Here is a 22,876-nt window from a genome sequence, read left to right as displayed (position 1 = left end):
CAGGCCGGTGCGGGCAGCGAGATCGCGCCGACCGGACGGGACGGCCCTGATCGGACGGGACGAGGTCGCGCGTACCGGAAAAGGTGTGGGAAAGCGAAACGCGGACCTCGACCGTCTCTACCGGTTGGTCATGCGTTCCATGTGCTCGGGGTAGCGGGCGCCGTGCACCTCGATGGCCGCGGCCGCTGTCTCGATCCGCTCGATGTCGGCCGCGGTCAGGTCGACCGCCGCGGCGCCCAGGTTCTCGTCGAGGCGCTCCAGGCGGCGGGTGCCGGGAATCGGCACGATCCACGGCTGCCGGGCGAGCAGCCAGGCCAGCGCGATCTGAGCGACCGTGGCCCCCTTGCCGGCGGCGACCGACGTCAGCAGGTCGACCAGCGCCTGGTTGGCACGCCGCGCCTCGGCGTCGAAACGGGGCAGACCGGCACGCATGTCGCCTGGCGCGAACGTGGTGTCCGCGTCCATCTTGCCAGTGAGAAAGCCCCGGCCGAGCGGGCTGAACGGGACCAGGCCGATGCCGAGCTCGGCACAGGCGGGGATGAGCTCGGCCTCGGGGCCACGCCACCACAGCGAGTACTCGTTCTGCACCGCGGTGACCGGCTGGACGGCGTGCGCCCGCCGGACCGTGGCGACAGCCGCCTCGGACATGCCGAAATGGCCGACCTTGCCGGCCTCGATCAGCTCCTTGACCGTCCCGGCGACGTCCTCGATCGGCACGTCCGGGTCGACGCGGTGCTGGTAGAACAGGTCGATCCGGTCGGTGCGCAGCCGCTTGAGCGAGGCGTCGGCCACCTGCCGGATGTGCTCGGGCCGGCTGTCCACGTCTCGGCCGCCCTGGCCGTCGATGGCGAAGCCGAACTTGGTGGCGATGACGACCTGGTCGCGGACCGGCGCGAGGGCTTCGCCGACCAGTTCCTCGTTGACGTAAGGGCCGTACACCTCGGCGGTGTCGAACAGGGTCACGCCACGGTCGACGGCGGCCCGCAGCAGGGCGATGTTGGCGTCCCGGTCCGGGCCGGGGCCGTAGCCGTGGCTCATCCCCATGGCGCCGAAGCCCAGGGCGGACACTTCGAGGCCCTGGCCGAGGGTGCGTTTCTGCACGGTTCTCTCCTTGACGGGGTCAGCCGATCTCCTGGGCGGTGACGGCCCAGGAGGCGAGCAGGGCGAGCGCGTGATCGGTCGGCGACTGCGGCTCGGCAGTGTAGATCGTCAGCGTCAGGTCGGGTTCGGCCTGAAGGTCGAGCGTCTCGTAGTTCAGGACGAGGTCGCCGACGATGTGGTGCCGGAAGTGCTTGACGCCGGTGCCGTGGATGCGCACGTTGTGCGCCGCCCACCGGCGGCGGAAGTCGTCGCTGCGGGTGGACAGCTCGCCGACCAGGTCGTGCAGGCCCTTGTCGTGCGGATCCTTGCCGGCCGCGGTCCGCAGGTTCGCCACCGTGATGTCGGCCGCGCCGTCCCAGTCCGGGAAGAACCGGTGGGCCGCCGAGTCCAGGAAGGTGAACCTGGCGAAATTCGGATGGGCGCCCGCGAATGCGTCGCTGTACATGGCACGGCCCAGCAGGTTCGCCGCGAGCAGATCACCACGCATGTTGGACAGGATCGCCGGCGCGCTGATCGAGTCGAGCGACCATTGCAGACTGGGCCGGACCGTCCACTGCCGCGGCCGGCGCCGGGGACGCAGCACCGCGCTGCTGCCGTCCGCCTCGTGGGCGAGCCGCAGCAGGTGGGCCCGCTCGGCCTCGTCCAACTGCAGGGCCCGGGAGATCGCGTCCAGCACCCCGGCGGACACTCCGGCCAGCGTGCCGCGTTCGAGCTTCGCGTAGTACTCGACACTCATCCCGGCCAGTGCGGCGACCTCGCTGCGGCGCAGCCCGGGAACCCGGCGCTGCCCGGCCGCGGGGAGCCCGGCCCGCTCCGGGGTGATCTTGGCGCGTCGGGAGGTGAGGAAGTCGCGTACCTCGGCTCGGTTGTCCACGACTCGACCGTACGACGCGTTCCGGCCACCTGGGATGTACTGGTGATACACGCATCACCGGTACTCGCCGTGATCACCATGTCGATCACGCGCCGCGGTGGACGCCGCGCTCACGGAAGATCCGGGCCGGGCCCTACCGGTCAGCGGCGGGCAGCACCTTGGGTTCGGACTCGGAGCCGTCGTAGGTGGGCTCGAAGCGGACCGGTTGACACGTCACCTCGACAGCGGCGACGCGATCGTCGAGCATCCCCGTCCGCCCCGTGCCCCGGCCGATCGGTCCGGCGCGGGACACGCTCGCCTGTTCCCGAATCCTGTCGGAGGGCATTCTCGCCAAGCTGTGAGAGCCCCTCCCCGGCCGGCCGTCATCCAGGCCCCGGCCCGTCATCACCCGGTTCCGGACAGCCGGCGTCCTCGGGGCGTGTCAGCGCGTCCAGCAGGCGATGACCGGCCGGCCAGTCGCCCAGGCCGCTCGCCGAGTTGAGGTGGCCGTGGTCGCCGGCCAAGTGCCAGCCGGCGCGCCAGCGGTCGGCGAGCCCGGCCGCCGCCCCGGCACTGGCGTAGGGGTCGTTGCCGCTGCCCACCACCGTCGCCGGGCACGACAGCGGCTCCGCCGGCAGGTGCCGGAAGGTCGGTGCCGCCTGGCCGGGGAACGCCGGGCCGCCCGGATCCGGCGGCGCGACCAGCAACGTGCCGGCCACCGCGCGCTTCGGGTTCCGGTTCAGCCAGATCGCGGCGGCCCAGCAGCCGAGGCTGTGCGCCACCAGCGCGACGCGGTGGCCTTTCGGCGAGATCCCGGCGTACGCGGTACCGACCGCCGCCACCCAGTCCTCGAGATCGGGCGCGGTCCACGACGACGGGGCGATCCGCACCGCCGCGGCACCCCATCGCCGTTCCCATCGCGTCTGCCAGTGGTCCTCGTCGGAGCCGTCGATGCCGGGGATGATGATGTAGGAGATCACCGCCGGATTCTGCGGCCGGCCGCGGCGTCCCGCCACAGGATCGAATGATGCAGAACGACCTGGTACGGAGGACGATGGAATCACTTGACGAGACCGACCTGTCGATCCTCGCGCTTCTGCAATCCGACGGCCGTCTGAGCGGCGCCGAGGTGGGCCGCCGCGTCGGGCTCTCCCAGCCGGCGGCCGGCGCCCGCATCCAGCGGCTGGAGAGGGCCGGCGTGATCACCGGTTACCGCGCCGTCGTGGACCCGCTGGCCCTCGGCCTGAACATCCACGCGGTCGTCCGCCTGCGCACCACCCACGCCCAGCTCGCCCGGGCGCTGGAGTTCACGTCCCGGACCCCGGAGATCGTCTCCACCCTGCGGGTGACCGGCGAGGACTGCCTGATCTTCGAGGTCCACTGCCCGCGGTCCAGCCGCCTCGAACAGGTCGTCGACGCCCTGGCCCGCTTCGGCCCGGTCACCACGTCGCTGGTTCTCCGTGCCTACCCGCCCAAACCGCTGACCACCCCGGCCCCGTGACCACCACGCCGCGACATCCCGCCACCGGGCCGCCCACAACCGGCCCGCCCACAACCAGGTCACCCACAACCGGCCCGCCCGCAACCAGGTCGCCCACGACCGGCCCGCCCACAACCAGGTCGCCCACGACCGGCCCGCCCACAACCAGGTCGCCCGCCCGGCCGGCGGCGGTGGCCGAGAATTCGGGCCCGCCGATACGACCACGCCACTGGCGATGGAAGCCATGAACCACGGGACTTCGCCGGTCGCGGCGGTGACCGGAAGCTCGGGCCTCGTCGGCGCCGCGGTGGCGGCGGCCCTCGGCGCCGCCGGCTGGCGAGTTCGCGGCGCCGACCGGGTCGCCGGCCGCTGGACAGGCGTGGTCGGCGATCTACGGGATCGGCGGGTGCGCACCGCCCTGCTCGACGGCTCCACGGTGCTGATCTACGCCGCGGCGCTGCACGCGCCGCACGTCGGACGGGTCGGCGACGAGGAGTTCCGCGCCGTCAACGTCGGCGCCACCGAGACGCTGTTGCACGACGCCGACCGCGCCGGGGTCCGGCGGATCGTCTACATCAGCAGCACCAGCGTGTACGGCCACGCCATGGTCCCCACCGACCGGACGGTGTGGGTGGACGAGGCGCTGCGACCCCGCCCACGTGACATCTACGACGAGACGAAACTGGCCGCCGAACAGCTGGTCGCGGCGTGCCCCATCGCCTCGGTCACGCTACGGATCGCGCGCTGTTTCCCGGAGCCGCCACCCGTTCTGGCCACCCACCTGCTGCACCGGGCGGTCGGGCTGTCCGACGTGGCGGCAGCGGTCACCCGAGTCGCCGGCGATCCGGTGACGGGCGTCTTCACGATCGCCGGACCGTACCCCTTCACCCGCGCGGACTGCCCGGCGCTGTTCACCGACGCCGCCGCGGTGATCGCCGAGCGGCTACCGGAGGTCGCGGCCGCTTTCCGGCGGCGCGGGTGGCGGCTGCCGGAGACCATCGACCGGGTCTACGACTCCAGCGCCGCCACCGCCGCCTTCGGCTACCGCCCCCGATACGGCGTCCAGCGGATCACCGGGCCTCCGTGGTCTGGAAGGCCGCCCGATACGCGTACGGGCTGGTGCCGACGATCTTCTTGAACCTCTCCCGGAAAGCCGTCGACGACCCGAATCCGGCCTGGCCGGCGATCCGCTCGACGGAGTGGTCGGTGGTCTCCAGCAGGTGCTGCGCCTGACGGATCCGGGCACGCAGCAGCCATTGCAGCGGCGTGGTCCCGGTCTGCTCCCGGAACCGGCGGTTCAGGGTGCGGCAGCTCATCCCCGCCTGTTCGGCGATGTCGTCGAGCGACAGGGTCCGGTCCGCGTTGTCCTGCATCCACTTCAGCACCGGCTCCAGCTCCGACCCGCGCGGCGTCGGTGGCTGATCATGAACGATGAACTGCGCCTGGCCACCCTCCCGCTCCAACGGCATGACCGAGAGCCGGGCCGCGTCGGCCGCGACCGCCGACCCGTGATCGCGCCGGATCAGATGCAGGCAGAGATCGAGCCCGGCGGCCGCTCCGGCCGAGGTGAGGAACTGCCCGTTGTCGACATAGAGAACATCAGGGTCGACGTCCACTTCCGGGTACGCCTCCGCGAGCCGCTTCGTGACCAGCCAGTGTGTGGTCGCACGCTGCCCGTCGAGCAGCCCGGTGGCGGCGAGAACGAACGCGCCCGCGCAGATCGACGCGATCCTCGTGCCGTCGGCCGCGGCCGAGCGCAGGGCGCCGAGCACCCGCGGCGGGACCGGGGCGGCCGGATCGGCGCAGCCCGGGATGATGATCGTGTCCGCGTCGGCCAGGGCGTCCAGCCCCCAGGGTGGCGTCAGAGGGAAGGCGCCGGAGTCGACGGGTCCGCCGAGCCCGCAGACACGGACCCGGTAGGCGGGCCGGCCGTCCGGCAGGCGGGTCCGGCTGAACACCTCGATGGGGGTGGACAGGTCGAAGGGGATGACGCCGTCCAGGGCGAGCACGGCCACGGTGAGCATGGCGCGAAGGTACTGCCCTCGTGGGTGCCCACCAAGCCGCGGCCTGCGCGCCTGTGGATAACCCCGCTGGCGAGAATCCGTTGAGGCATGGCAATCCAGCCACTTCTCGACGGCGCGGCAGCTTCCTAGGGTCATCTCGTTCCCCACGAGAAGGACTGATTCGCGTTGCTTGCACAGATCGTGTTGTTCGACGGTTTCGACCCGTTGGACGTCATCGCGCCGTACGAGACCCTGATGGCCGGCGGGATCCCGCGGGTCGAGCTGGCCTCCGCCGAGGGCCCGCGCACCGTCCCCAGCGGGGTCGGCCCGCTGACACTGCACGCCACCGCCCGGCTCGACCCGGAACAGGCGGACCTGGTCGTCGTCCCGGGGGCGGCCGCCGCGGACCTGGACGAGATCCCGGCGGTGCTGGCCCGCGCGCTGGCGACCCCGCTGCCCGGGATGCTCGCCGTCGCCCTGAACCGGCCGGGCGCCATCACGGCCACGGTCTGCGGCGGTTCGTTGCTGCTGGCCATGGCCGGCCTGATCACCGGCCGTCCCGCCACCACCCACCGGTTCGGTCTGGACGCGCTCACCGCGGCCGGCGCCGTGGCGATCGACGCCCGCATCGTCGAGGACGGCGACCTGGTCACCGCCTCGAGCGTCACCTCCGGCCTGGACCTGGGTCTCTACCTGCTCGAACGAACCCTGGGCGCCCCGTCCGCCCACGCCGTCGAACACCTCTTCCACCACGAACGCCGGGGCACCGTCTGGCGCCCGGCCCCCGCCGCGTCCCAGCCGGTCATCCGATGACGAAGTTCCTATTGTCCGTGCACGTTCTCGCCGCGATCATCGCGATCGGGCCGGTCACCGTCGCCGCCAGCATGTTCCCGGCCGCGATCCGGCGGGCCGGAACCGGCGCCGACCGGGATCTCGCCGTGCCGCGATCGCTGCACCGGATCTGCCGGGTCTACGCCGCGCTCGGCATCGTGGTCCCGGTGTTCGGCCTCGCCACCGCGAACAGCCTCGGCGTCCTCGGCGACGCCTGGCTGCTCACGTCGATCGCGCTGACCACGACGGCCGCCGCCGTGCTGGTGCTGGCGGTTCTTCCCCGCCAGAGGCTGTTGCTGGACGCGATGGACGACACGAGGGGCCCGGCCCGGCTCGCCATGTTCACCGGAATCTTCAACGTGCTCTGGGCGGTGGTCACGGTGCTGATGATCGTGCGGCCCGGCTCGACCACCGGAGCGTGACACCGGTGCCCCTGCGTATCGCGGCCACGGCCGAACTGGCGACATTGCTGGTCCTGTTCACGAATCTGGCCACCGTCCACTCGCCGGTGGTGGCCTCGGCGATCGGCCCCGTGCACGGCTGCTCCTACCTGTTCGTGATCGTCCTGGCCATCCGGGAGGCGAGATCCGCCGGCACGCGCGCGGCGGCCCTGATCCCGGGCGTCGGCGGCCTTCTGGTGCTGCGCCGCCTGGCCACCGAACGACGGCGCGGCCGGGCCTCCTGACCGCGCGCCGCGCCATCGGCGAGGACCGTGGCGCACACCCAACGAGCCGAGCACCGGCCGGATCGCCCGCACGCTCACCGAGACCCCGGTCCGGTTTTCCCTGGCGCCGAGGCCAAACCGGGCCGGCGATCCGGCCGTCGGGCATCGCCGTGGGTGGCCCACTCCGCGTTCATCAGATTCCTTCACCGGAATCCCCGCCCTCGGGGCAGGGAAGATGTCAAGGTGATGACCGATCGTGGGTGGGACCGGGCATAATCGCCAGCCGTGACTGCGGTGACGGCGTATCAGCGGGCGAGCGCCCTGCTCGACGTCGGCCGCGACGCCCAGGCCGTCGAGACGCTGCGGGCCGCGCTGGCCGGAACGCCGGACGACGCCGCCCTTCTCACTCTGCTCTGCTTCGCGCTGCGCCGCCGGGGTGACCTGCCGGGAGCGCTGGCGACTGTCGAGGCGGCCCTCGCCGCCGAACCCGGCCGTCCAGAAACGCACGTCGAGCACGCCGAGACCCTGCTCGCCCTGTTGCGCGACGACGCCGCCCGCGCCGCCGCCGAGCAGGCCGTCCGCCTGGCCCCGGACCGCCCGTCCGGGCATCTGGTCCTGGCCCGCGCCCTGGCCGCCGACCGCCGGTTCGCCGAGGCCCGGGCCGCCGCCGCACGCGGGCTGGCGCTGGCTCCCCGCTCGGTCGAGGCCCTGCTCACCGTGGCTGACGTGGCCCGCGACGCCGGCCGCCGTGACGAGGCCGAGGAGGCGGCCCGCGCCGCCCTGCGTATCGATCCGGACAACGACTACGGACGCTGGCTGCTGGCGATGCTCGACGCCGAACGCCTCCGCGTCCGCCGCTCCCTGCGCACCCTGCGTGATGTCGCCCGGGACAATCCCGGCCGCCCGAACGTCCTGTCGATGACGTGGCCGATCCGCCGGCTGCTGTCCGGCCTGCGCCGCTGGCTCACCGTGGCCGTCGTGCTGACGTGCGCGGCCGCCCTGATCGCCGTCCGGTTCCCGCCGATGCTGCCGCCCAGCCGCCTGATGGCGGCCGTATTCGTGCTGTTCGCTGCCGGTTTCAGTGTTCGCCTGCTGCTGCCGGCGGGTGCTCTGCCCTGGCGTAGCCTTCGGCTGGCACCGTCGCTGCTGCGCCGTTCGCTCCACGCCCGCATGGTTGTCGCGGTCGTGCAGAGCGGGCTCCTCATCGGGTACGCCGTAACCGCGACAACCTTACTGACAGTGATCGCGGTCGTCCTCGTACCCGTGCAATTGATCTTGGGTCTGACCGCCGCGATCGGCGCCCATCTCGACGATCCCGGCCACCTGCACGCGCTTCGCGACATCGCCCGCCGGCTCCGCGAGCTGCGTGCCGAGCTGCGCCGATGGTGGGCCGACACCCGCCGCGACCTGCGCGACGCCTGGCACGACGACCCGTGACCATGCCGGTATGGTGCGGGCTCATGAGTTACGACCTGACGTTCCTCGCCAAGAGCGACGACCAGAGCTGGGACGACGCGCTGGAGGCGCTGGAGGAGCAGGACGGCGACGACGGTTCGCCGGACCGGGCCGCCTGGGACCGGATCGTGGCCGACGCCCGCGCGTTCCTGGGCGACGTCGAGCTGCACGAGAGCGGCTCCTATCTGGAACTGGATCACGAGGCGACCGGCATCCAGTTGAGCCTCTACGCGCGGGAGGCCGGGATCACCGTCCCCTACTGGTATTCCGGCCAGGACGCCGAGCGCATCGCCGCCCTGATCTACCGGTTGGGCCTGATCGTCGAACGCCACACCGGGCTGGCGGGTTACGACGGGCAGGTCGGGCTGGGCGTGACGGAGGCGGCCGCCCGGCCCGAACTCGCCGTGACGATTTTCGACCAGGTCGCCCGCTCGTTCGCCGACCGCGGCATCGTGAGCCCCAGCAGCGAGTAGCTCAGACCGTCACCTTCGCCGCGCGGCGGAACGCTCCGGTGGCCGCCGCCGTGAGCAGGCCGGCGATCAGTCCCCAGAACGCCGACCCGACGCCGAGCAGTTCGATGCCGGAGGCAGTGGCCAGAAGCGTTACCACGGCGGCTTCTCGCCACCGGTCGTCGCGCAGGCCGATGGTCAGGGAGCTGCCGATCGTGCCGAGCAGCCCGATTCCGGCGATTCCCAGCACCAGGACCACGGGCAGCGCGGCCAGCAGCGAGGTGATGGTCGCCCCGAGCGCGGCCACGCAGAGGTAGAACACGCCCGCCCACACCGAGGCGAGATACCGGCGCCTGGGGTCGGGATGCGCGTGCGGGCCGGTGCAGATCGCCGCCGTGATCGCGGCCAGGTTGAGGCCGAACGCGCCGAACGGGGCGAGCACCAGGTTCACCGCCCCGGTCCAGGTGATCAGCGGCGACACCGGCACCTGATAGCCGTCGTTGCGCAGCACCGCGACGCCGGGCAGGTTCTGCGACGCCATGGTGACCACGAACAGCGGCAGCGCCACCCCGATGACGGCCTGCCAGGTGAACGACGGCATCGTGAACACCGGCGACGCCCAGCCGAAACGCACCTCGCCCGGCCGGAACGAGCCGGTCGCCGCGGCCACCGCGATCCCGGCCGCCAGCGCGGTGAGCACCGCGTACCGGGGAAGGAAACGCCGGGCCACCAGGTAGGTGCCGAACATAGCGGCGATCAGCGGGAAGTCCTGGTCGGCGGAGGCGAAAAGGCCGATGCCGAACTGGATCAGGACACCGGCGAGCAGTGCGGACGTCAGCGACGTCGGCACCCGGTCCATCATCCGGCCGAACCAGCCGGTCACGCCGGTCAGCGTGATCAGCGCGGCGGACACCACGAACGCGCCGACCGCCTCCCGCATGGTGGCGCCTTCGAGGCCGGTGACCAGCAGCGCGGCACCCGGTGTGGACCAGGCCGTGACGATCGGCGCCCGGTGGCGCAGTGACAGGCCGATGCAGGTGACGCCCATGCCGACGGCGAGCGCCAGCATCCAGGAGGCGAGTTCCGCGTCGTCGGCGCCGGCCGCACGGGCGGCGCTGAACACGATCGCCGCCGAGCTGGTGAAACCGATCAGCACGGCGAGCAGTCCGGCGTTGACGGCGGACAGTGGGGCGTAGTCGAGAATCCTGCGCTGGCCGGCCATGGTTCACTCCGCGAAGGTGGGACGGATCGCCCAGGCGCGCGGCACTGCCGTGTCGGCGGGCCGCTTCCCGGTGGTGCCCCACCTCAGCGCCAGTCACGGCCCACCGGCAGCCTACGCGACGGATGGCACCATGCCTGGCATGTCCCCTGCGTTTGTGTCCGGTGTGGAACTGTCCCGCCGCTTCTACCAGTCGGTACGCCCGCTGCTACCGCATGTCCCCCACACGGCCGCCCTGATCGGGCCCGGCTCGGAGATCCTCGGCTTCGACACCGAACGATCCACCGATCACGACTGGGGTCCCCGCCTGCAACTGTTCCTGAGCGCGGAGGACCTGGCCGCCCACGGTGACGCCATCCGTGCCCGGCTGGACGCGGGCCTGCCGGACACGGTCGCCGGGCACGCCACCACCGTGCTGCCGGAGCGTGGCGTGGTGGTCGCCGAACTGGGCGCCTGGCTGACCGGGCGGCTCGGGTTCGACCCGCGTGACGGTGTCACCACCCGGGACTGGCTGGCCACCCCGGCGCAGGCGCTGGCCGAGGTCACCGCGGGTGTGGTGCACCACGACGGCCTGGACCGGTTGCACCGGGTCCGCGAGTCGCTGGCCTGGTATCCCGACGAGGTGTGGCGCTACGTGCTGGCCTGCCAGTGGCAGCGGATCGGCCAGGAGGAGCATTTCGTCGGCCGCTGTGGCGAGGTCGGCGACGAGCTGGGTTCGGCGGTGGTGGCGGCCCGGCTGGCCCGTGACCTGATGCGCCTGGTCCTGCTGATGAATCGCCGTTACCCGCCGTACAGCAAGTGGCTGGGCACCGCGTTCGCCCGGCTGCCCGGGGTGGACGGGCTGCGGACCGCGCTCACCGCCGCGCTGACCGCCGCCAACTGGCACGCCCGCGAGCATCACCTGGTCGTCGCCTACGAGACGGTCGCCCGCATGCACAACGATCTCGGGCTGACCGACCCGCTCGACGCCCGGGTGCGGTTCTTCTTCGACCGCCCGTTCCGGGTCATCGGGGGTGGCCGGTTCGCCCGGGCGCTGGCCGGGGACGCGGACCGGCCGCTGATCGGGACGGTCGACCAGTTCGCGGACAACACCGATCTGCTCAGTCACGCGGATCGGGCGCGGGTCGTGGGCACGGTCATTTGACGGCGCCCGAGGTGATGCCCGAGATGATCCGGCGCTGGGCGACGGCGAAGACGACGATCAGCGGAAGGCTCATCAGGATCACGTACGCGAAGATCAGGTGCCAGTTGTTGAGGTAGAGCCCGGCGCTGGCCACCTGGAACAGGTTCAGGGGCAGGGTGTCGATGCGGCCGCCGATGACGAAGAAGGCGTAGAAGACGTCGTTCCAGACGTACAGGCAGATCAGGATGGTGGCGGTGGCGAGAACCGGGCGCAGCAGCGGCAACACGACACGGCGGAACACCGCGAACGGTCCGGCGCCGTCGATGCGCGCGGCCTCCTCGAGGGACTCCGGGATGGTACGCACGAAGCCCGTCACGAAGAAGATGACCGTGGACAGGTAGATCCCGACGTACACGCCGATCATCCCGACCGCGGTGCCGGCGAGGCCGAGCTGGCGCAGCAGCAGGACCACCGTGACGACCGCCGGAGGCAGGATGATGCCGCTGATGCCGAGGGCGTAGAGCACGGCGGTGAGCCGGGATCCGCGCCGGGCCAGCACCCAGGCCGCCATCGAGCCGAGCAGCAGAACGACGGCTACGGTCGGCGCCACGATCAGCATGCTGCCGAGCAGCGCGGCCGGGATGTCGGCGTCGGTCCACACCTGCCGCAGGTTGTCGAGCAGGTGCCATTCGCTCGGCGGGGTGAGGTCGGGATCGACCGCCTCGCCCTGGCTCTTGCCCGCGGTGGCGATCACCAGCCAGAGTGGCACCCCGATCACCACGGCGACCAGCAGCAGCGCGAACACGGGTTGCAGACGGCGGCTCACAGCACCTCCTCGCGTTTGCGCAGCACGTAGATGACCGGGAACGCCATGAGCGCGACCAGCAGGAACAGCACCAGGCTCATGGTGGTGGCCTGGGCGAACAGCCCCTGGCCGAAGGTCCGGTAGATGAAGATGTTGAGGATCTCGGTGGTACGGGCGGGCCCGCCGCCGGTGGTGGCCTGCACGATGTCGAAGCCGTTCATCGAGCCGAGCAATGCGGTGGCGACGTTGAACGTGACCGCCGGCGCGAGCAGCGGCACCCGGATCCGCCAGAACGTCCGCCACCTTGACGCGCCGTCGATGTGGGCTGCCTCGGTCACGTCGAGTGGAATCGACTTGAGGCCGGCAAGGTAGATCAACATTGACAGTCCCATCCACTTCCATGCGTGGATCAATGCGACCACCACGATCGTCCACGTGGTGTCGGCGAGCAGTCCGGACGACTGGAGCAGCGCCTGAAAGATGTAGCCGACGGCGAGCGCGGACATCAGCACCGGGACGAGGAAGAACGTGCGCGCGATCCGGTTGACCGTCGTGTCCCGTTCCAGCAAAACGGCCAGACCGAACCCGAAGACGTTCTGGAAGATGGCGACCAGTACGGCGTACACGACCGTGATCCGCAGTGACCGGAACAGCGTGCCGTCCGACGTGAGCTGGGTGAAGTTCTCCACCCCGACCGGGTTGATCTCCGCCTTGAACCCCGACCAGTCGGTGAACGCGTAGACGAAGTTGAACACGGTCGGCAGGAAGAAGAAGACCAGCAGCAGCCCGTACGTCGGGAGAAGGAACCACAGCGGATGGGTGCGGCGACGGATGGCGCCCGGGCGTGCCGACGGCAGCGCCCGGGCCGGAGCGAGCGTTTCGACAGCCGTGGTCACTTGAGGTAACCGGCGGCCTTGGCGAGCTGGACGAACTGGTCCTGGGTGGCGGTGGCCACCTGGTCGGGCGTCATGGTGCCGGCGATCATGTCGGCCAGATTGATGTAGAGGTCCGGGTTCGCGACGGCCAGGGCCTGCATGGAGCCGACCGACGTGGGCAGCGAGGCGTGCACGTCCTGGAGCGCCTTCGGCACGCCGGCCGGGCTCGCGACCGCGGTCTGCAACGACACGGTGTTGCGGTCGGTGACGAAGTCGCTGTAGCCGGGGCCCATCCAGTAGGCGAGAAGCTGGCGGGCCGCCGATTCCCGCTTGGCGTCCCCGGTCTTGAAGGCGACGAGAGCGTTCGACTGGTCCGGGATGAACGTGCCGACGTTCCCGGACGGCGAGATCGGGAAGAAGCCGATCTTCCGGTCCAGCGTGGCGGTGTCCGCTTTGGCCTGCAACTGCCCGAAGAACGAGTTCACCTGTACGACCATGGCCGCCTTGCCGTCCAGCAGCGCCGTACCCTGGTCCTCGAATGTGGCGGTCGTGATGTCGCTGTTGAACAGCCCTTCTTTGATCAGCGCGTGGTAGCGCTTGATGGTGTCGACCACCGCCGGCGAGGTGAACGTGTCCTGACCGGTGTTGATCCGGTCCCACAGCCCGGCCTTCGCGGCGTCGGCGAGCTGCACCTGCACCCACCACTGGGTGGCCCACCGGTCCGCGCCCATCTCGTGGAACGGTGTGACGCCCTTGGCCTTGAGATCGCGGGCCAGCTCGATCATCTCGTCGAAGCTCTTCGGCGTCGCGGTGATCCCGTTCGCCGCGAAGACCTCCTTGTTGTAGTAGACGCCCTCGACGGCCGGGCTGGTCACCAGTGCGGCGTAGCGGGTTCCGTCGAGCAGGCCGGTGATGTCGCGCAGCGCCGGGTCCATCGAGGGCAGCCACGGTGCCTCGGTGAGCGGCTGGAGGTTGGTGCGCGCGTTGATGGCGGTCAGCATCGAGGCGGTGGGCTGCCAGAACGCCAGATCCGGTTGGTCGCCGGTGGCCACCTTGGTCTGCACGCTCTGCTCGTACGGGTCCGGAACCGTGACGATCTCCACGGTGGCGCCGGTGGCCTGCTGGAATCCTTCGACCACCTTCTTCGGGACGGTGTTGCTGTTCTGCGCGGCCCAGATGGTGAGCTTCACACCGTCCAGCTCGGCGGTCGGATCGGCCCAGGTGGCGACGGTGTCACCGCTGGTCGTGGAGGCGGACGGGTCGGTGCAGGCGGCGAGCCCGAGGGTGAGGGCGGCGCCGATGGTCATCCAGCGTTTCATCCTGATCCTTTGTCATCGGGAGGGGCGGATCCGCAGGATCCGCGCGGCATGCGGGTCGGTGTCGGCGGTGGTCACGGTGAGCGAGCCGGTGGCGCTTTCCCAGCGGTACGCCCACGCGCGCAGCCGCCGCGGATAGAGCACCTCGACCGTCACCGGATGTCCGCGCAGGTGCCGGAGGTCGAGCGTCAGTGCGGTTCCGGCGCCGGCTCGCCGCCAGATCCCCAGATAGGTGGTGTCGTGGTGGTGCAGCCCGAGGCTGAGCCACGGGTCGTCCCAGCCGGGCAGCCCGAGCGGCCACACCGGCACGGTCGCGGCGAGATCGGCCCGGATGCTCCGAAAGGCGGCCACGCCTTCACGCACCAGTTCCCGCTGCCGGTCGCTCATGGCGTCGAGCCGCCCGGACAGGTAGAGCCGCCCGAGCATGCCGGTGCACATCGTGTAGGCGATCTGTTCGTCGCTCATCTCCGGCTGCGGATAGGCCCAGCTGGCGGCCTGTTCCGGCAGGATCGCCAGGGGCGCGGCGACGGCGATCGGCGGATACCGGCGGAAGTCCTGCTGGTCGCTGGTGGACTGCACCTGCATCCGGCTGAGCATCGCGTAGTCGGCCCGCATGCCGCCGGACGCGCAGTTCTCCAGGGTCAGGCCGGGGTGCCGGTCCAGGATCCGGTCGAGCCACTCCAGGTGGGCGCGGTTGTGGTCGAGCAGCCCGGCCCCGGCGGCGGGCGCGTCCCGGTCGGTGCCGGCGCCCGGGTCGATGTTGTAGTCGAGTTTGAAGTAGCCCACGCCGAACTGCTCGACCAACCGGTCCACCACCTCGTCCAGGTGCGCGACCGCGGCCGGATGCCGCAGATCGAGGTGGTACCGGCCGTGCTCGACCAGCCGGATCCCGCCGCGCTGGAGGAACGCCTCGGCGGGCAGTTTGTCGGCCATCGGGCTGCGCACGCCGATGACCTCCGGTTCCAGCCACAGCCCGGGGATCATGCCGTGTGACCGGATCCGGTCGACCACCTCGATCAGGCCCCTGGGGAAGCGGCCGGCCGACGGCTGCCACTCCCCCACGCTGTCCCACCAAGTGGTGTCGTTGTCGTACCAGCCGGCGTCGACGCAGAACACCTCGGCGCCGGCGCCGGCCGCCGCGTCGATCAGTGGCAGCAGCTTCGCCGTGGTCGGGTCACCCATCAGCGTGTTCATGTAGTCGTTGAACACCACCGGCAGCGCGGCCCGGTCCGGGTGCGGCCGCAGCAGCCCGCGCCGGTGGGCGGTGAGCGCCGCGACCGCACCGTGCAGGCCGTCACCGACCGCGACCGACGCCGGCACGGTGGTGAACGACTCGCCCGGCCCGAGCAGCCGCTGCCACTGATGATCGATGTCGGTCGGGCCGGCCAGCGCCAGATAACCGCCGTCGAGCCGTTCGCCGGTCTCCCACCGCCACGGCCCGTTGTGCTCGACCTGCCAGGCGACCGCCGTCCCGGTGACCCGGTCGACCAGGACGCCGGTGGGCTGACGTGCTCCGGTCGACCAGGTTCCGGTGCTGGTCACGGCGTACCGACCGCGGCCGTCCTGACCGTGGATCCGCAGGTTGAGGTCGGGCGCGTGCTCGCGCAGCGGCCGCCGGGTCCAGCGGCCCTCACCGAGCCATTCACCATCCCCGCTGACCAGATCCAGGTCGTCGACGGGTCCGAGGCCGACCGCACAGGTGGTGACGCCGAGCAGCAGGACCGGCTCCGGCCCCTCATTGGTGATCGTGGTCCGGACCTGGGTTCCGCCCGTCAGCACCACCTCGGCGGCCAGCCCGCTCTCGCCGTCGCGCAGCCGGATCCGCAGCTGGCCGCCACGATCGCCGCTGCCGGTCGAGGAACCGCCGGTCGAAGGACTGCCGGTCGAGGAACTGCCGGCGAACCGGAACCGGCGGCCGATCGTCGTCTCGGAGAACCGCGCGGAGACGTGCCCGCGCCCGCTCCCGGCGGTCAGCACCTCGACCAGCGGTTGTGCCGCCCCACCGTCGAGACGCATGGTCACCGGTCCGTCCGCGGGGGTGTCGATGACGAACCGTCCCCAGGCCAAGCTCACGAAGACTCCCCACTCAGCCGAGAACGGCGGCGATCTGAATGCGGTCGATGTTCGGCGCGTAACCGGAGGAGGCGTTGCCGAACGTGATGGTGTTGGCCCCGGCGGCCAGATCCACGTCGACCACCCGGGTTCGGTAGGTGTTCCAGGCGAGCGTGTTGCGGAAGAAGACCTTCTTCGCGGCGCCGCCGTTGACGCTGATCTCGGCGTACCGGTCGACGATGTTGTTGTTGTAGGCGTGCTCGCCGACCACCTCGGCGTTGGCGTAACTCACCACCAGCCGGTAGCGGCCCGCCGCCGGCACGGTCACGCCGTTGAAGCGCAGCGTGTTGGCGGCGCCGGCGCCCAGCCAGCCGACGTACCGGCCGCCCGAGGCGGCGCTGTCGGACACCACGACGGCGGTCCCGCCGAGCGTGTTGGCCGCGCTTTCGCTCTCGTACGCGGTGACGGTTCCACTCGCGGCCGCGACGTCCAGGTAGTCGACGTTGACGGCGTCCCGGTCGTCGGTGGCGTAGGCGTTGTACTCGATCCGGTTGATTCCGGCCGGCAGGTACACCTTGGTGGTGACGGTGCGCCACGTGTTCCAGTCGGCGGTGGCGGGAAGTGCCACGTCGGTCAGGTTCGAGCCGTTCACCCGCAGCCGGATCGACCGGTCGGCCGGGGCGCCGGTGTAGGGCCCGGCGCTGTAGCGCAGGCTGAGGTTGTAGTAGCCGTCGGCGGGTGCCGTCACGACGAACCTCGTGCTCGCGGTGCTGCTCGCCCCGTACCCCTCGGTGAAGTAGGTCCCGGAGTAGCCGGTGTTGCTCCCGTAGGTGATCCGCGCGCTACCGCCGAGGGCGGCGTATTCCGCCTCGTAGCGGCTGGTCAGGGCGGCGGTCAGGTCCTTGTTGGGGGTCAGGATGATCTGGTACGCGGAAGCGCCCTTCAGCCCGGTGAGCGGCACCGTCACCTGGCCGCCGCTGGTGGTGAAGTCGCCCTCGCTGACCACATAGGGCCCGGCCGACGGGTTCAGGCCGGAGTTGTCGACGCCCCAGACCGTCGCGTGCACGGTCGTCCCGAGGTAGCTGGGCACCCCCTTGACCTGCACGTTCGTGTCGTAGGTGCCGGAGGACGGGTTGTTGCCGCCGAGGATGATCCGGGCCTGCCGCTTGCCGGAGTCCACGGCCGCGAGCCCCTGGAGCGATCCACCCGGGGAGGGCGGTGTCACCGCCACGGTGTTGCCGGTCAGCTCGCCGTACCACTTGTGCAGCCACCAGCCGCCGGTCGCCTGGTTGTTACGGGTGACCAGGTCGTTCAGCCCACCGGCCGTGGTCCAGTAGGCGAGGCAGCCGTCCACCTTGCTGTTCTCGAACTTGGCGACGAACTGCACCAGGTTGCCCGGCACGCCGAGGTCGCCGGAGATCCGGCCGTACTCGTTGATGGTGATCGGCCGTGCGCTGATGCCGAGGCTCGTCTCGATCGCCCGATAGTCGGCGTAGTGCAGATGCCAGCTGGTGAAGAAGTCGTCGCCGAGTTCGTGCCAGGCCATCACGTCGGGCAGCACGCCGTTGTCGCGGGCGAAGGTGAGGAAGGCCCGCAGGTCGGCGGAGCGGTAGGAGGCGAAGTTGGGCCCGGCGATACGGGCGCCCGGGTCGATCGAACGGATCCGCTGGAAGACGGTCTTCCAGTCGGTGAGCAGGCCGTTGAGGTTCCCGCCATACCAGATGGCATCGGGTTCGTTGAACGGCACGTACACATAGGAGCTGCGGTACGGGTCGGCGACCACCTTGCGGGTCATCGTGTCGACCTTGGCGAGATAGTCGGCGATGCCCCGGTTCTCGTACGGCCACTGCTGGTAGATGTCCTGCATGTAGATCTGGATGTCGCGGCCGCCGGCGCGTTTGAACATCGGCGCGATCTTGAGGGCGTCGCCGTTCGGGTGCTGGAGCCCGTCCGGGGCCTTCTGGGCGGCGACCTGTGGTTTGAGGGCGGCGAGCATGGTCTCGTCGGGGATGCCCTCGTCGCCGAGGCCGTAGAGGAAGCCGGTCGCGCCGTAGCGCAGCGCGCCGGTGCCGGTGGCCAGATCGACCACGAACGTGGACGGGGCGGCGTGTGCCGCCGGTGCGGTGAGCAGGGCCGCGGTCGTGGTGGCGACGACCGCGGTGGTCAGGGTCTTGCCGATTCTTCGTCTCATGGGGGTTCCACTCCGAATTCGACAGCAATCCATGTGACCGGTCACACGATGGAGGACTGCGGCTAGTGTGACCGGTCACACAACAGAACCGGAAGACGCCGTTACGGTTTCGTTACCGGGCTGACGGGGCGGCTGTCGACTCGCGGATCACCAGATGCGGCACCTCCGGGTCGATGACCGGCGCATCCACCAGCCGGTTCACGCAGGCCCGGCCCAGACCGAGGAAATCCATCCGTACGGTGGTGAGCGCCGGCGTCCAGAACGCGGCCCCCGGCACGTCGTCGAACCCCACGATGCTCACCTCGCCGGGAACGTCGCGCCCCGCCTCGTACAGTGCCCGGCGCACCGCCAGCGCCGTGTCGTCGTTGCCGCACAGAATCGCCGTGACCGCCGGATTCGCGACAAGATCCCGCACCGCCCGGTAGGCCGACGCCACATCCCAGCCGGCCGCCACCACTGGCGGAATCTCGGCGCCCGCGCCCGAAAGCGCCTCCCGCCACCCGCTCTGCCGCGCGCTGGCCCGCGCCTCGGACGGGATCGCCACATGGTGGACGGTCCGGTGGCCCAGACCCAGCAGATGCCGGGTGGCCTCGGCCGCGGCCTGCCGCTCGTCCAGGAACAGCATCGGCCGTGACACGTCCGGCAGCCCGCCGGCCTCGGTCGCCGCCACCACCGGCACCCCGGCGGGCAACGCACGCACCACGGCGGCCCCGGCCGGATCGAACGCCACGACCACGACACTGCCGGAGCTCGGATCGCTGAGGTGGTCGACGGCCTGACGGACGTCCGCGGCCGCCTCCGACTCGACCACCCGCACCCCGACCGCCAGGCCGAGCTGCCGCCCCGCCTCCTCCACACCCTGGAGCACGGCGGCGTACCCGTAGAGGGTCGTGTTCGCGGTGATCACGGTGACCGCGTTCGCGCGGCCCGAGCCCAGCGTCTGCGCTGCCCGGTTGGGGCGGTAGCGCAACCGGTCCATGGCGTCCAGAACCAGGCGGCGGGTCTCCGGCCGCACCCGCGGCGAGTTGTTCAGCACCCGCGACACCGTCTGGTAGGAGACCCCCGCCGCGGCCGCCACGTCCCGGATCTGCGGCCGGTCGCCGGTCCCGCCCTCACTGTTGTCCACGCAGATACTTGTATCGCGCCGGGCCCGGCCGCCACCGGTAGGGTCGGCCGGTGACGATCCAACTGTGTGTGTTGCTGTGGGCGCGTCCCGGCGCCGTCGACGCCCTGAACGCGTACGAGGACAAGGTTCTGGCCCTGCTCGCCGAGCATGACGGCCGCCTGGTCCAGCGCGCCCGCACCGTCGACGGCGCCGCCCCGGACGCGCCGGCGGAGGTGCAGCTCATCGAATTCCGCTCGCGATCCGGCTACGACGGATTCCTCGCCGATCCCCGCCGGACCGCCCTGAGCGCCGAACGGGACGCGGCGATCGCCCGCACCGACCTGTTCCCGGTCGCCCTCACCTGACCGGCCCGTCCGCGCCGGTCACACCGCCGATGACAGCACCTCGCGGCGGGCAAGGACCGCACGGGCTTGACTTCGGTCGATACCTTATCGATTATCGATACATCGATACATCGATAAGGAGGTCGATGACGATGCTCAAGCTGCGCCGGCCCGACTGGCTGGAGGAGATGCACGGATTCCTGCTCATCGCCCTGGTGATCAGCGGCCTCGGTGTCCTGGCCGCCGCCGGCTACATGCTCACCGGCCAGCCGGTCGACATCGAGGTCGCCACCGGCGGGGCGCTGGGCTCGACGGCGCTGACCGGGCTACCACCGGGAACCAGCCTGGACTCCCCCGTCCATCTGGAGGTCACCGACCCGACCACGGCCCAGAGCGCCTGGGCGGCCGCCGCGGTGCTTCCCCGGCTCCTGCTGGTGACGACCGCGCTCTTCCTGCTCTGGCGGCTGGTCGGCCGGGCACGTCGGCACGGCCCGTTCGCCGGTGAGGTGCCTGGCCGTTTCCGGGTGCTGGGCCTGCTTCTCGTCCTCGGTGGCCCATTGGTGTGGCTGCTCGACTTCGGGGCTCGAACACTGCTGAGCAACAGCGTTCCCGGCGGCGAGACCTATGCGGTGCTGGACTTCTCCGTACCGGTGATCTGGGGTCTGTGTGGTTTCGCGATGTTCACCGTGGGTGAGATCGTCCGCCGGGGTGAGGTCATGCGCGCCGATCTCGACGGGGTGGTCTGATGCCGCCGGAGGAGGAGCACCGCATCGAGGTGCACATCGACAAGCTTCTCGCCGAGCGCGGTCTGTCCCTGACCGAACTCGCCCAGCGCGTCGGCCTCACCCTGGCCAACCTGTCGATCCTGAAGAACGGCCGGGCGCGGGCGGTGCGGTTCAGCACCCTGACGGCCCTTTGCGACGTGCTGCAATGCCAGCCCGGAGACCTCTTCACGGTACGGAGCACACGAGCCCCGGAATGACGCTACCGGCTTCGTGCCAAGCGCCGCCGGCAACCGCCCGCCCGATCAAGCCCTGCATAGGCTGCCGCGAAACGGCAGTTCCAGCAGGGAGGACATGTGGCGGCCCAGAGTTCGGCGGCCGGGCGCCGGTGGTTCATAGCGGTCCTGCTGGTCATGGTCACGCTGGCGGTGGTGGCCGGCCAGATCCTCTCCCGGATGGCGCGGATCGGCGCCGGCGAAGGCCTCGAGTGGACTCCGGCGTCGAGCGCGCCGTCCACCGGAGCCCTGCCGGAGGCCGAAACCACCTCGGCCGCCCCGATCGAGACACGTAAGTTGGCCGAGCCGACCGTCCGGATCCCGTCCGGGCCGGTCATCGACCATTTCCGGGTGGCGTCCGAGCCGACCTGCCCGTCCGGAACCGATCAGGTCCGGCAGGAGGGCCGGCCGGTGGTCCTGGAGTGGAAGGCCACCGGCGCGGCGAAGACCACGCTGGCCGTCGACGGCCCGGGAATCTACGGCTCCTACCAGGCCGTGGGCTCGGAGAAGCTGAACTTCCCGTGCGACGGCGAGCCGGGCGATTACCAGACGCACACGTACACCCTGGTCGCGACCGGCGACAACGGCACCAGTTCGAAGAAGCTGACGGTTCGGGCGAAGATCCACGAGATCGCCGCCACCTGAGCACATCAGACAGGTACCCCGTTACTCACGGTGACGCTCGCGGGGAAGTAGAAGTGCCGCCGTCGCGCATCCGGTCTTCCCAGGTCCGGCTGTCGCGTTCCGGTACTTCGGCAGCCAGGCCACCGCCACCGACCTGTTCGAGCCGAACCGGGCGGCTCAAGGAGGAATCCCGCCGGCGCCGCGCCACGGCCTGGTCGCCCATCTCGCGCCATGAACACCCCCGAGAGGGGTACGACCGAAGCGCCCCGATCCTCCCGCGCGCCCGGTGGAAGCAGCGACGCTTTCGGCCAGGACCCTCGCGTTCCGGCCACCGCCTCCAGCCTCGCAGCGGTCTGAGCAGCCCGGCCGGGCCGGTTCCGTAGACGAATCCGACCGCTCATCCGGCGGGACGGATCCGTCCCGCACAGTCCGGATGGCCAGAACGAGCGCACGAACTGTGACATGGCAGATCGGTCCGAAGGTTCCGGATGGCCAGAACGGGCCGCACGGCCTGTGACACGGCGGATCGGTCCGAGCGTTCTGGACGGCCAGAACAACCCCACAACCTGGGTCACGGCGGATCGGTCCGAGCGTTCTGGACGGCCAGAACGACCGACCGCACGACCTGGGTCAAGCGATCTCCGGGTCGTGCGGCGGGAGAGATGCCCTCGTCGGCGGCCGTTCGCCGGGTGGTCAGCGGATGCCGGGGAACGGCGGGTACAGGTATCCGGGCGCCCAGTACGGCGGGTAACCGTAGTGGCCGTAGATCTTCTCGTAGTAGTCGCGCTGGTCGACGAGGTCCGGGTCGTACTGTGGCGCGCCCGCGACCCGGTCCTTCGCCGAGTCGATGAGCACCTCGTCGTCGGTGACCCGGCGGACGGCGTCGACCGGGATGAACGACGAGACGGCCCCGATCCCCAGGATGCCCCCGTGTGCCACGCGCAGAAATCGCACATGGTTCTCGACGGTGTCCACCAGCAGGTCCGCGACGGTACCGACCTTCTCACCGTTGCTGTCGATCACGGTGCGGCCCCGTACGTCCTGCTCCGGGTCGGCGATCATCTGGTCGGTGTCGCTCAGCGGTGTCAGGGTGCCGATCGGTTCTTCCATCACCGCCACCTCCTTCCGGCGGTGGATACCCAACCGCGCCGCTGTTCATGTGACCATTCGATCCCGCCACCCCGCAGGTCATCATGACAATCGCCGATGGAAATCGGTCCCGGCTGGCTCCCAGTGGTGTCTCAACGCCGTTGACGCCCAGCTGAACAAGATCACCATCTACCCGGGCCCGGCGAAGCGCGGCACGGCCGAGAGCAACGGCAGGCTCGCGCGCCACCCACCCCCGGAGAACGCGGCACAGCCCAGACCGACAGCAAGCTCGCGCCCCCG

Annotated in this window: 24 protein-coding genes and 1 riboswitch; of the genes, 12 read left to right on the top strand and 12 right to left on the bottom strand. The window is 70.9% G+C overall.

Annotated elements, in window-relative coordinates; translation table 11 throughout:
• Positions 1–117 precede the first annotated feature (117 nt).
• From J5X75_RS07395 to J5X75_RS07385, 3 genes are all read right to left on the bottom strand, one after another.
• Positions 118–1,101, bottom strand: coding sequence for an aldo/keto reductase (locus J5X75_RS07395; RefSeq protein ID WP_208466556.1), 984 nt, complete (start codon positions 1,099–1,101; stop codon positions 118–120).
• A gap of 19 nt (positions 1,102–1,120) precedes the next feature.
• Positions 1,121–1,975 (bottom strand): helix-turn-helix transcriptional regulator, encoded by an 855-nt coding sequence (locus J5X75_RS07390; RefSeq protein WP_208466555.1) that lies wholly within the window; start codon positions 1,973–1,975, stop codon positions 1,121–1,123.
• 362 nt (positions 1,976–2,337) lie between these two features.
• Positions 2,338–2,934, bottom strand: a complete 597-nt coding sequence (locus J5X75_RS07385) for an RBBP9/YdeN family alpha/beta hydrolase (protein WP_208466554.1) — start codon at positions 2,932–2,934, stop codon at positions 2,338–2,340.
• A gap of 74 nt (positions 2,935–3,008) precedes the next feature.
• On the opposite strand from J5X75_RS07385, the gene J5X75_RS07380 reads away from it, so the two are divergent.
• Both J5X75_RS07380 and J5X75_RS07375 read left to right on the top strand, forming a co-directional pair.
• Entirely contained in the window at positions 3,009–3,455 is a 447-nt protein-coding gene (locus tag J5X75_RS07380; protein ID WP_208466553.1) for an Lrp/AsnC family transcriptional regulator, read from the top strand.
• Between the two features lie 223 nt (positions 3,456–3,678).
• The gene (locus tag J5X75_RS07375) at positions 3,679–4,572 is read left to right on the top strand and encodes an NAD-dependent epimerase/dehydratase family protein (RefSeq protein ID WP_208466552.1); all 894 of its coding nucleotides are present in this window, start codon (positions 3,679–3,681) and stop codon (positions 4,570–4,572) included.
• Here the strand turns inward: J5X75_RS07375 and J5X75_RS07370 are convergent.
• On the bottom strand, positions 4,505–5,458 hold the full coding sequence (locus J5X75_RS07370; RefSeq protein ID WP_208466551.1) for a GlxA family transcriptional regulator: 954 nt from the start codon (positions 5,456–5,458) through the stop codon (positions 4,505–4,507). The genes J5X75_RS07375 and J5X75_RS07370 overlap by 68 nt on opposite strands.
• A gap of 165 nt (positions 5,459–5,623) precedes the next feature.
• Between J5X75_RS07370 and J5X75_RS07365 the strand changes: the two genes are divergently transcribed.
• From J5X75_RS07365 to J5X75_RS07345, 5 genes are all read left to right on the top strand, one after another.
• Positions 5,624–6,250 (top strand): DJ-1/PfpI family protein, encoded by a 627-nt coding sequence (locus J5X75_RS07365; RefSeq protein WP_208466550.1) that lies wholly within the window; start codon positions 5,624–5,626, stop codon positions 6,248–6,250.
• Positions 6,247–6,690, top strand: a complete 444-nt coding sequence (locus tag J5X75_RS07360) for a hypothetical protein (RefSeq protein WP_208466549.1) — start codon at positions 6,247–6,249, stop codon at positions 6,688–6,690. Before J5X75_RS07365 ends, J5X75_RS07360 begins: the two co-directional genes overlap by 4 nt.
• A 5-nt stretch (positions 6,691–6,695) precedes the next feature.
• Entirely contained in the window at positions 6,696–6,953 is a 258-nt protein-coding gene (locus J5X75_RS07355) for a DUF3817 domain-containing protein (protein WP_307797969.1), read from the top strand.
• A gap of 264 nt (positions 6,954–7,217) precedes the next feature.
• The gene (locus tag J5X75_RS07350; RefSeq protein ID WP_208466547.1) at positions 7,218–8,369 is read left to right on the top strand and encodes a tetratricopeptide repeat protein; all 1,152 of its coding nucleotides are present in this window, start codon (positions 7,218–7,220) and stop codon (positions 8,367–8,369) included.
• Positions 8,370–8,392: 23 nt separating this feature from the next.
• Entirely contained in the window at positions 8,393–8,860 is a 468-nt protein-coding gene (locus tag J5X75_RS07345; protein WP_208466546.1) for a hypothetical protein, read from the top strand.
• Between the two features lies 1 nt (position 8,861).
• Here the strand turns inward: J5X75_RS07345 and J5X75_RS07340 are convergent, their stop codons facing one another.
• Entirely contained in the window at positions 8,862–10,058 is a 1,197-nt protein-coding gene (locus J5X75_RS07340; RefSeq protein ID WP_208466545.1) for a benzoate/H(+) symporter BenE family transporter, read from the bottom strand.
• A gap of 21 nt (positions 10,059–10,079) precedes the next feature.
• Positions 10,080–10,165, bottom strand: a riboswitch (ZMP/ZTP riboswitch).
• A gap of 32 nt (positions 10,166–10,197) precedes the next feature.
• On the opposite strand from J5X75_RS07340, the gene J5X75_RS07335 reads away from it, so the two are divergent.
• Positions 10,198–11,199, top strand: a complete 1,002-nt coding sequence (locus J5X75_RS07335) for a DUF4037 domain-containing protein (protein ID WP_208466544.1) — start codon at positions 10,198–10,200, stop codon at positions 11,197–11,199.
• Here J5X75_RS07335 and J5X75_RS07330 read toward each other — a convergent pair.
• From J5X75_RS07330 to J5X75_RS07305, 6 genes are all read right to left on the bottom strand, one after another.
• Positions 11,192–12,004 (bottom strand): carbohydrate ABC transporter permease, encoded by an 813-nt coding sequence (locus tag J5X75_RS07330; RefSeq protein WP_208466543.1) that lies wholly within the window; start codon positions 12,002–12,004, stop codon positions 11,192–11,194. The genes J5X75_RS07335 and J5X75_RS07330 overlap by 8 nt on opposite strands.
• On the bottom strand, positions 12,001–12,879 hold the full coding sequence (locus J5X75_RS07325; RefSeq protein WP_208466542.1) for a carbohydrate ABC transporter permease: 879 nt from the start codon (positions 12,877–12,879) through the stop codon (positions 12,001–12,003). Before J5X75_RS07325 ends, J5X75_RS07330 begins: the two co-directional genes overlap by 4 nt.
• Positions 12,876–14,177: an ABC transporter substrate-binding protein gene (locus J5X75_RS07320; RefSeq protein WP_208466541.1), complete on the bottom strand. Its 1,302-nt coding sequence runs from the start codon at positions 14,175–14,177 to the stop codon at positions 12,876–12,878. The genes J5X75_RS07325 and J5X75_RS07320 overlap by 4 nt, the downstream gene beginning before the upstream one ends.
• 12 nt (positions 14,178–14,189) lie before the next feature.
• Entirely contained in the window at positions 14,190–16,247 is a 2,058-nt protein-coding gene (locus tag J5X75_RS07315) for an alpha-galactosidase (protein WP_307797968.1), read from the bottom strand.
• A gap of 13 nt (positions 16,248–16,260) precedes the next feature.
• On the bottom strand, positions 16,261–18,417 hold the full coding sequence (locus J5X75_RS07310) for a CBM35 domain-containing protein (RefSeq protein ID WP_208466540.1): 2,157 nt from the start codon (positions 18,415–18,417) through the stop codon (positions 16,261–16,263).
• Positions 18,418–18,529: 112 nt separating this feature from the next.
• Positions 18,530–19,543: a LacI family DNA-binding transcriptional regulator gene (locus J5X75_RS07305; protein WP_307797967.1), complete on the bottom strand. Its 1,014-nt coding sequence runs from the start codon at positions 19,541–19,543 to the stop codon at positions 18,530–18,532.
• Between the two features lie 50 nt (positions 19,544–19,593).
• On the opposite strand from J5X75_RS07305, the gene J5X75_RS07300 reads away from it, so the two are divergent.
• From J5X75_RS07300 to J5X75_RS07285, 4 genes are all read left to right on the top strand, one after another.
• Complete coding sequence (locus J5X75_RS07300) at positions 19,594–19,887, top strand: DUF1330 domain-containing protein (protein WP_208466539.1); 294 nt, start codon at positions 19,594–19,596, stop codon at positions 19,885–19,887.
• 125 nt (positions 19,888–20,012) lie between these two features.
• Entirely contained in the window at positions 20,013–20,612 is a 600-nt protein-coding gene (locus tag J5X75_RS07295; protein WP_208466538.1) for a hypothetical protein, read from the top strand.
• Complete coding sequence (locus J5X75_RS07290; protein ID WP_208466537.1) at positions 20,612–20,848, top strand: helix-turn-helix domain-containing protein; 237 nt, start codon at positions 20,612–20,614, stop codon at positions 20,846–20,848. The genes J5X75_RS07295 and J5X75_RS07290 overlap by 1 nt, the downstream gene beginning before the upstream one ends.
• A 96-nt stretch (positions 20,849–20,944) precedes the next feature.
• Positions 20,945–21,508: a hypothetical protein gene (locus tag J5X75_RS07285; RefSeq protein ID WP_208466536.1), complete on the top strand. Its 564-nt coding sequence runs from the start codon at positions 20,945–20,947 to the stop codon at positions 21,506–21,508.
• Between the two features lie 672 nt (positions 21,509–22,180).
• On the opposite strand, the gene J5X75_RS07280 is transcribed toward J5X75_RS07285, so the two are convergent.
• Entirely contained in the window at positions 22,181–22,597 is a 417-nt protein-coding gene (locus J5X75_RS07280; RefSeq protein WP_208466535.1) for a PRC-barrel domain-containing protein, read from the bottom strand.
• Positions 22,598–22,876 lie beyond the last annotated feature (279 nt).

The sequence above is a fragment of the Actinoplanes flavus genome (genome assembly GCF_017592555.1).
GTDB classification, from domain to species: Bacteria; Actinomycetota; Actinomycetes; order Mycobacteriales; family Micromonosporaceae; genus Actinoplanes; species Actinoplanes flavus.
The sequence above is the reverse complement of the archived record's forward strand: the minus strand, read 5'-3'. Positions and strand labels throughout refer to the sequence as shown.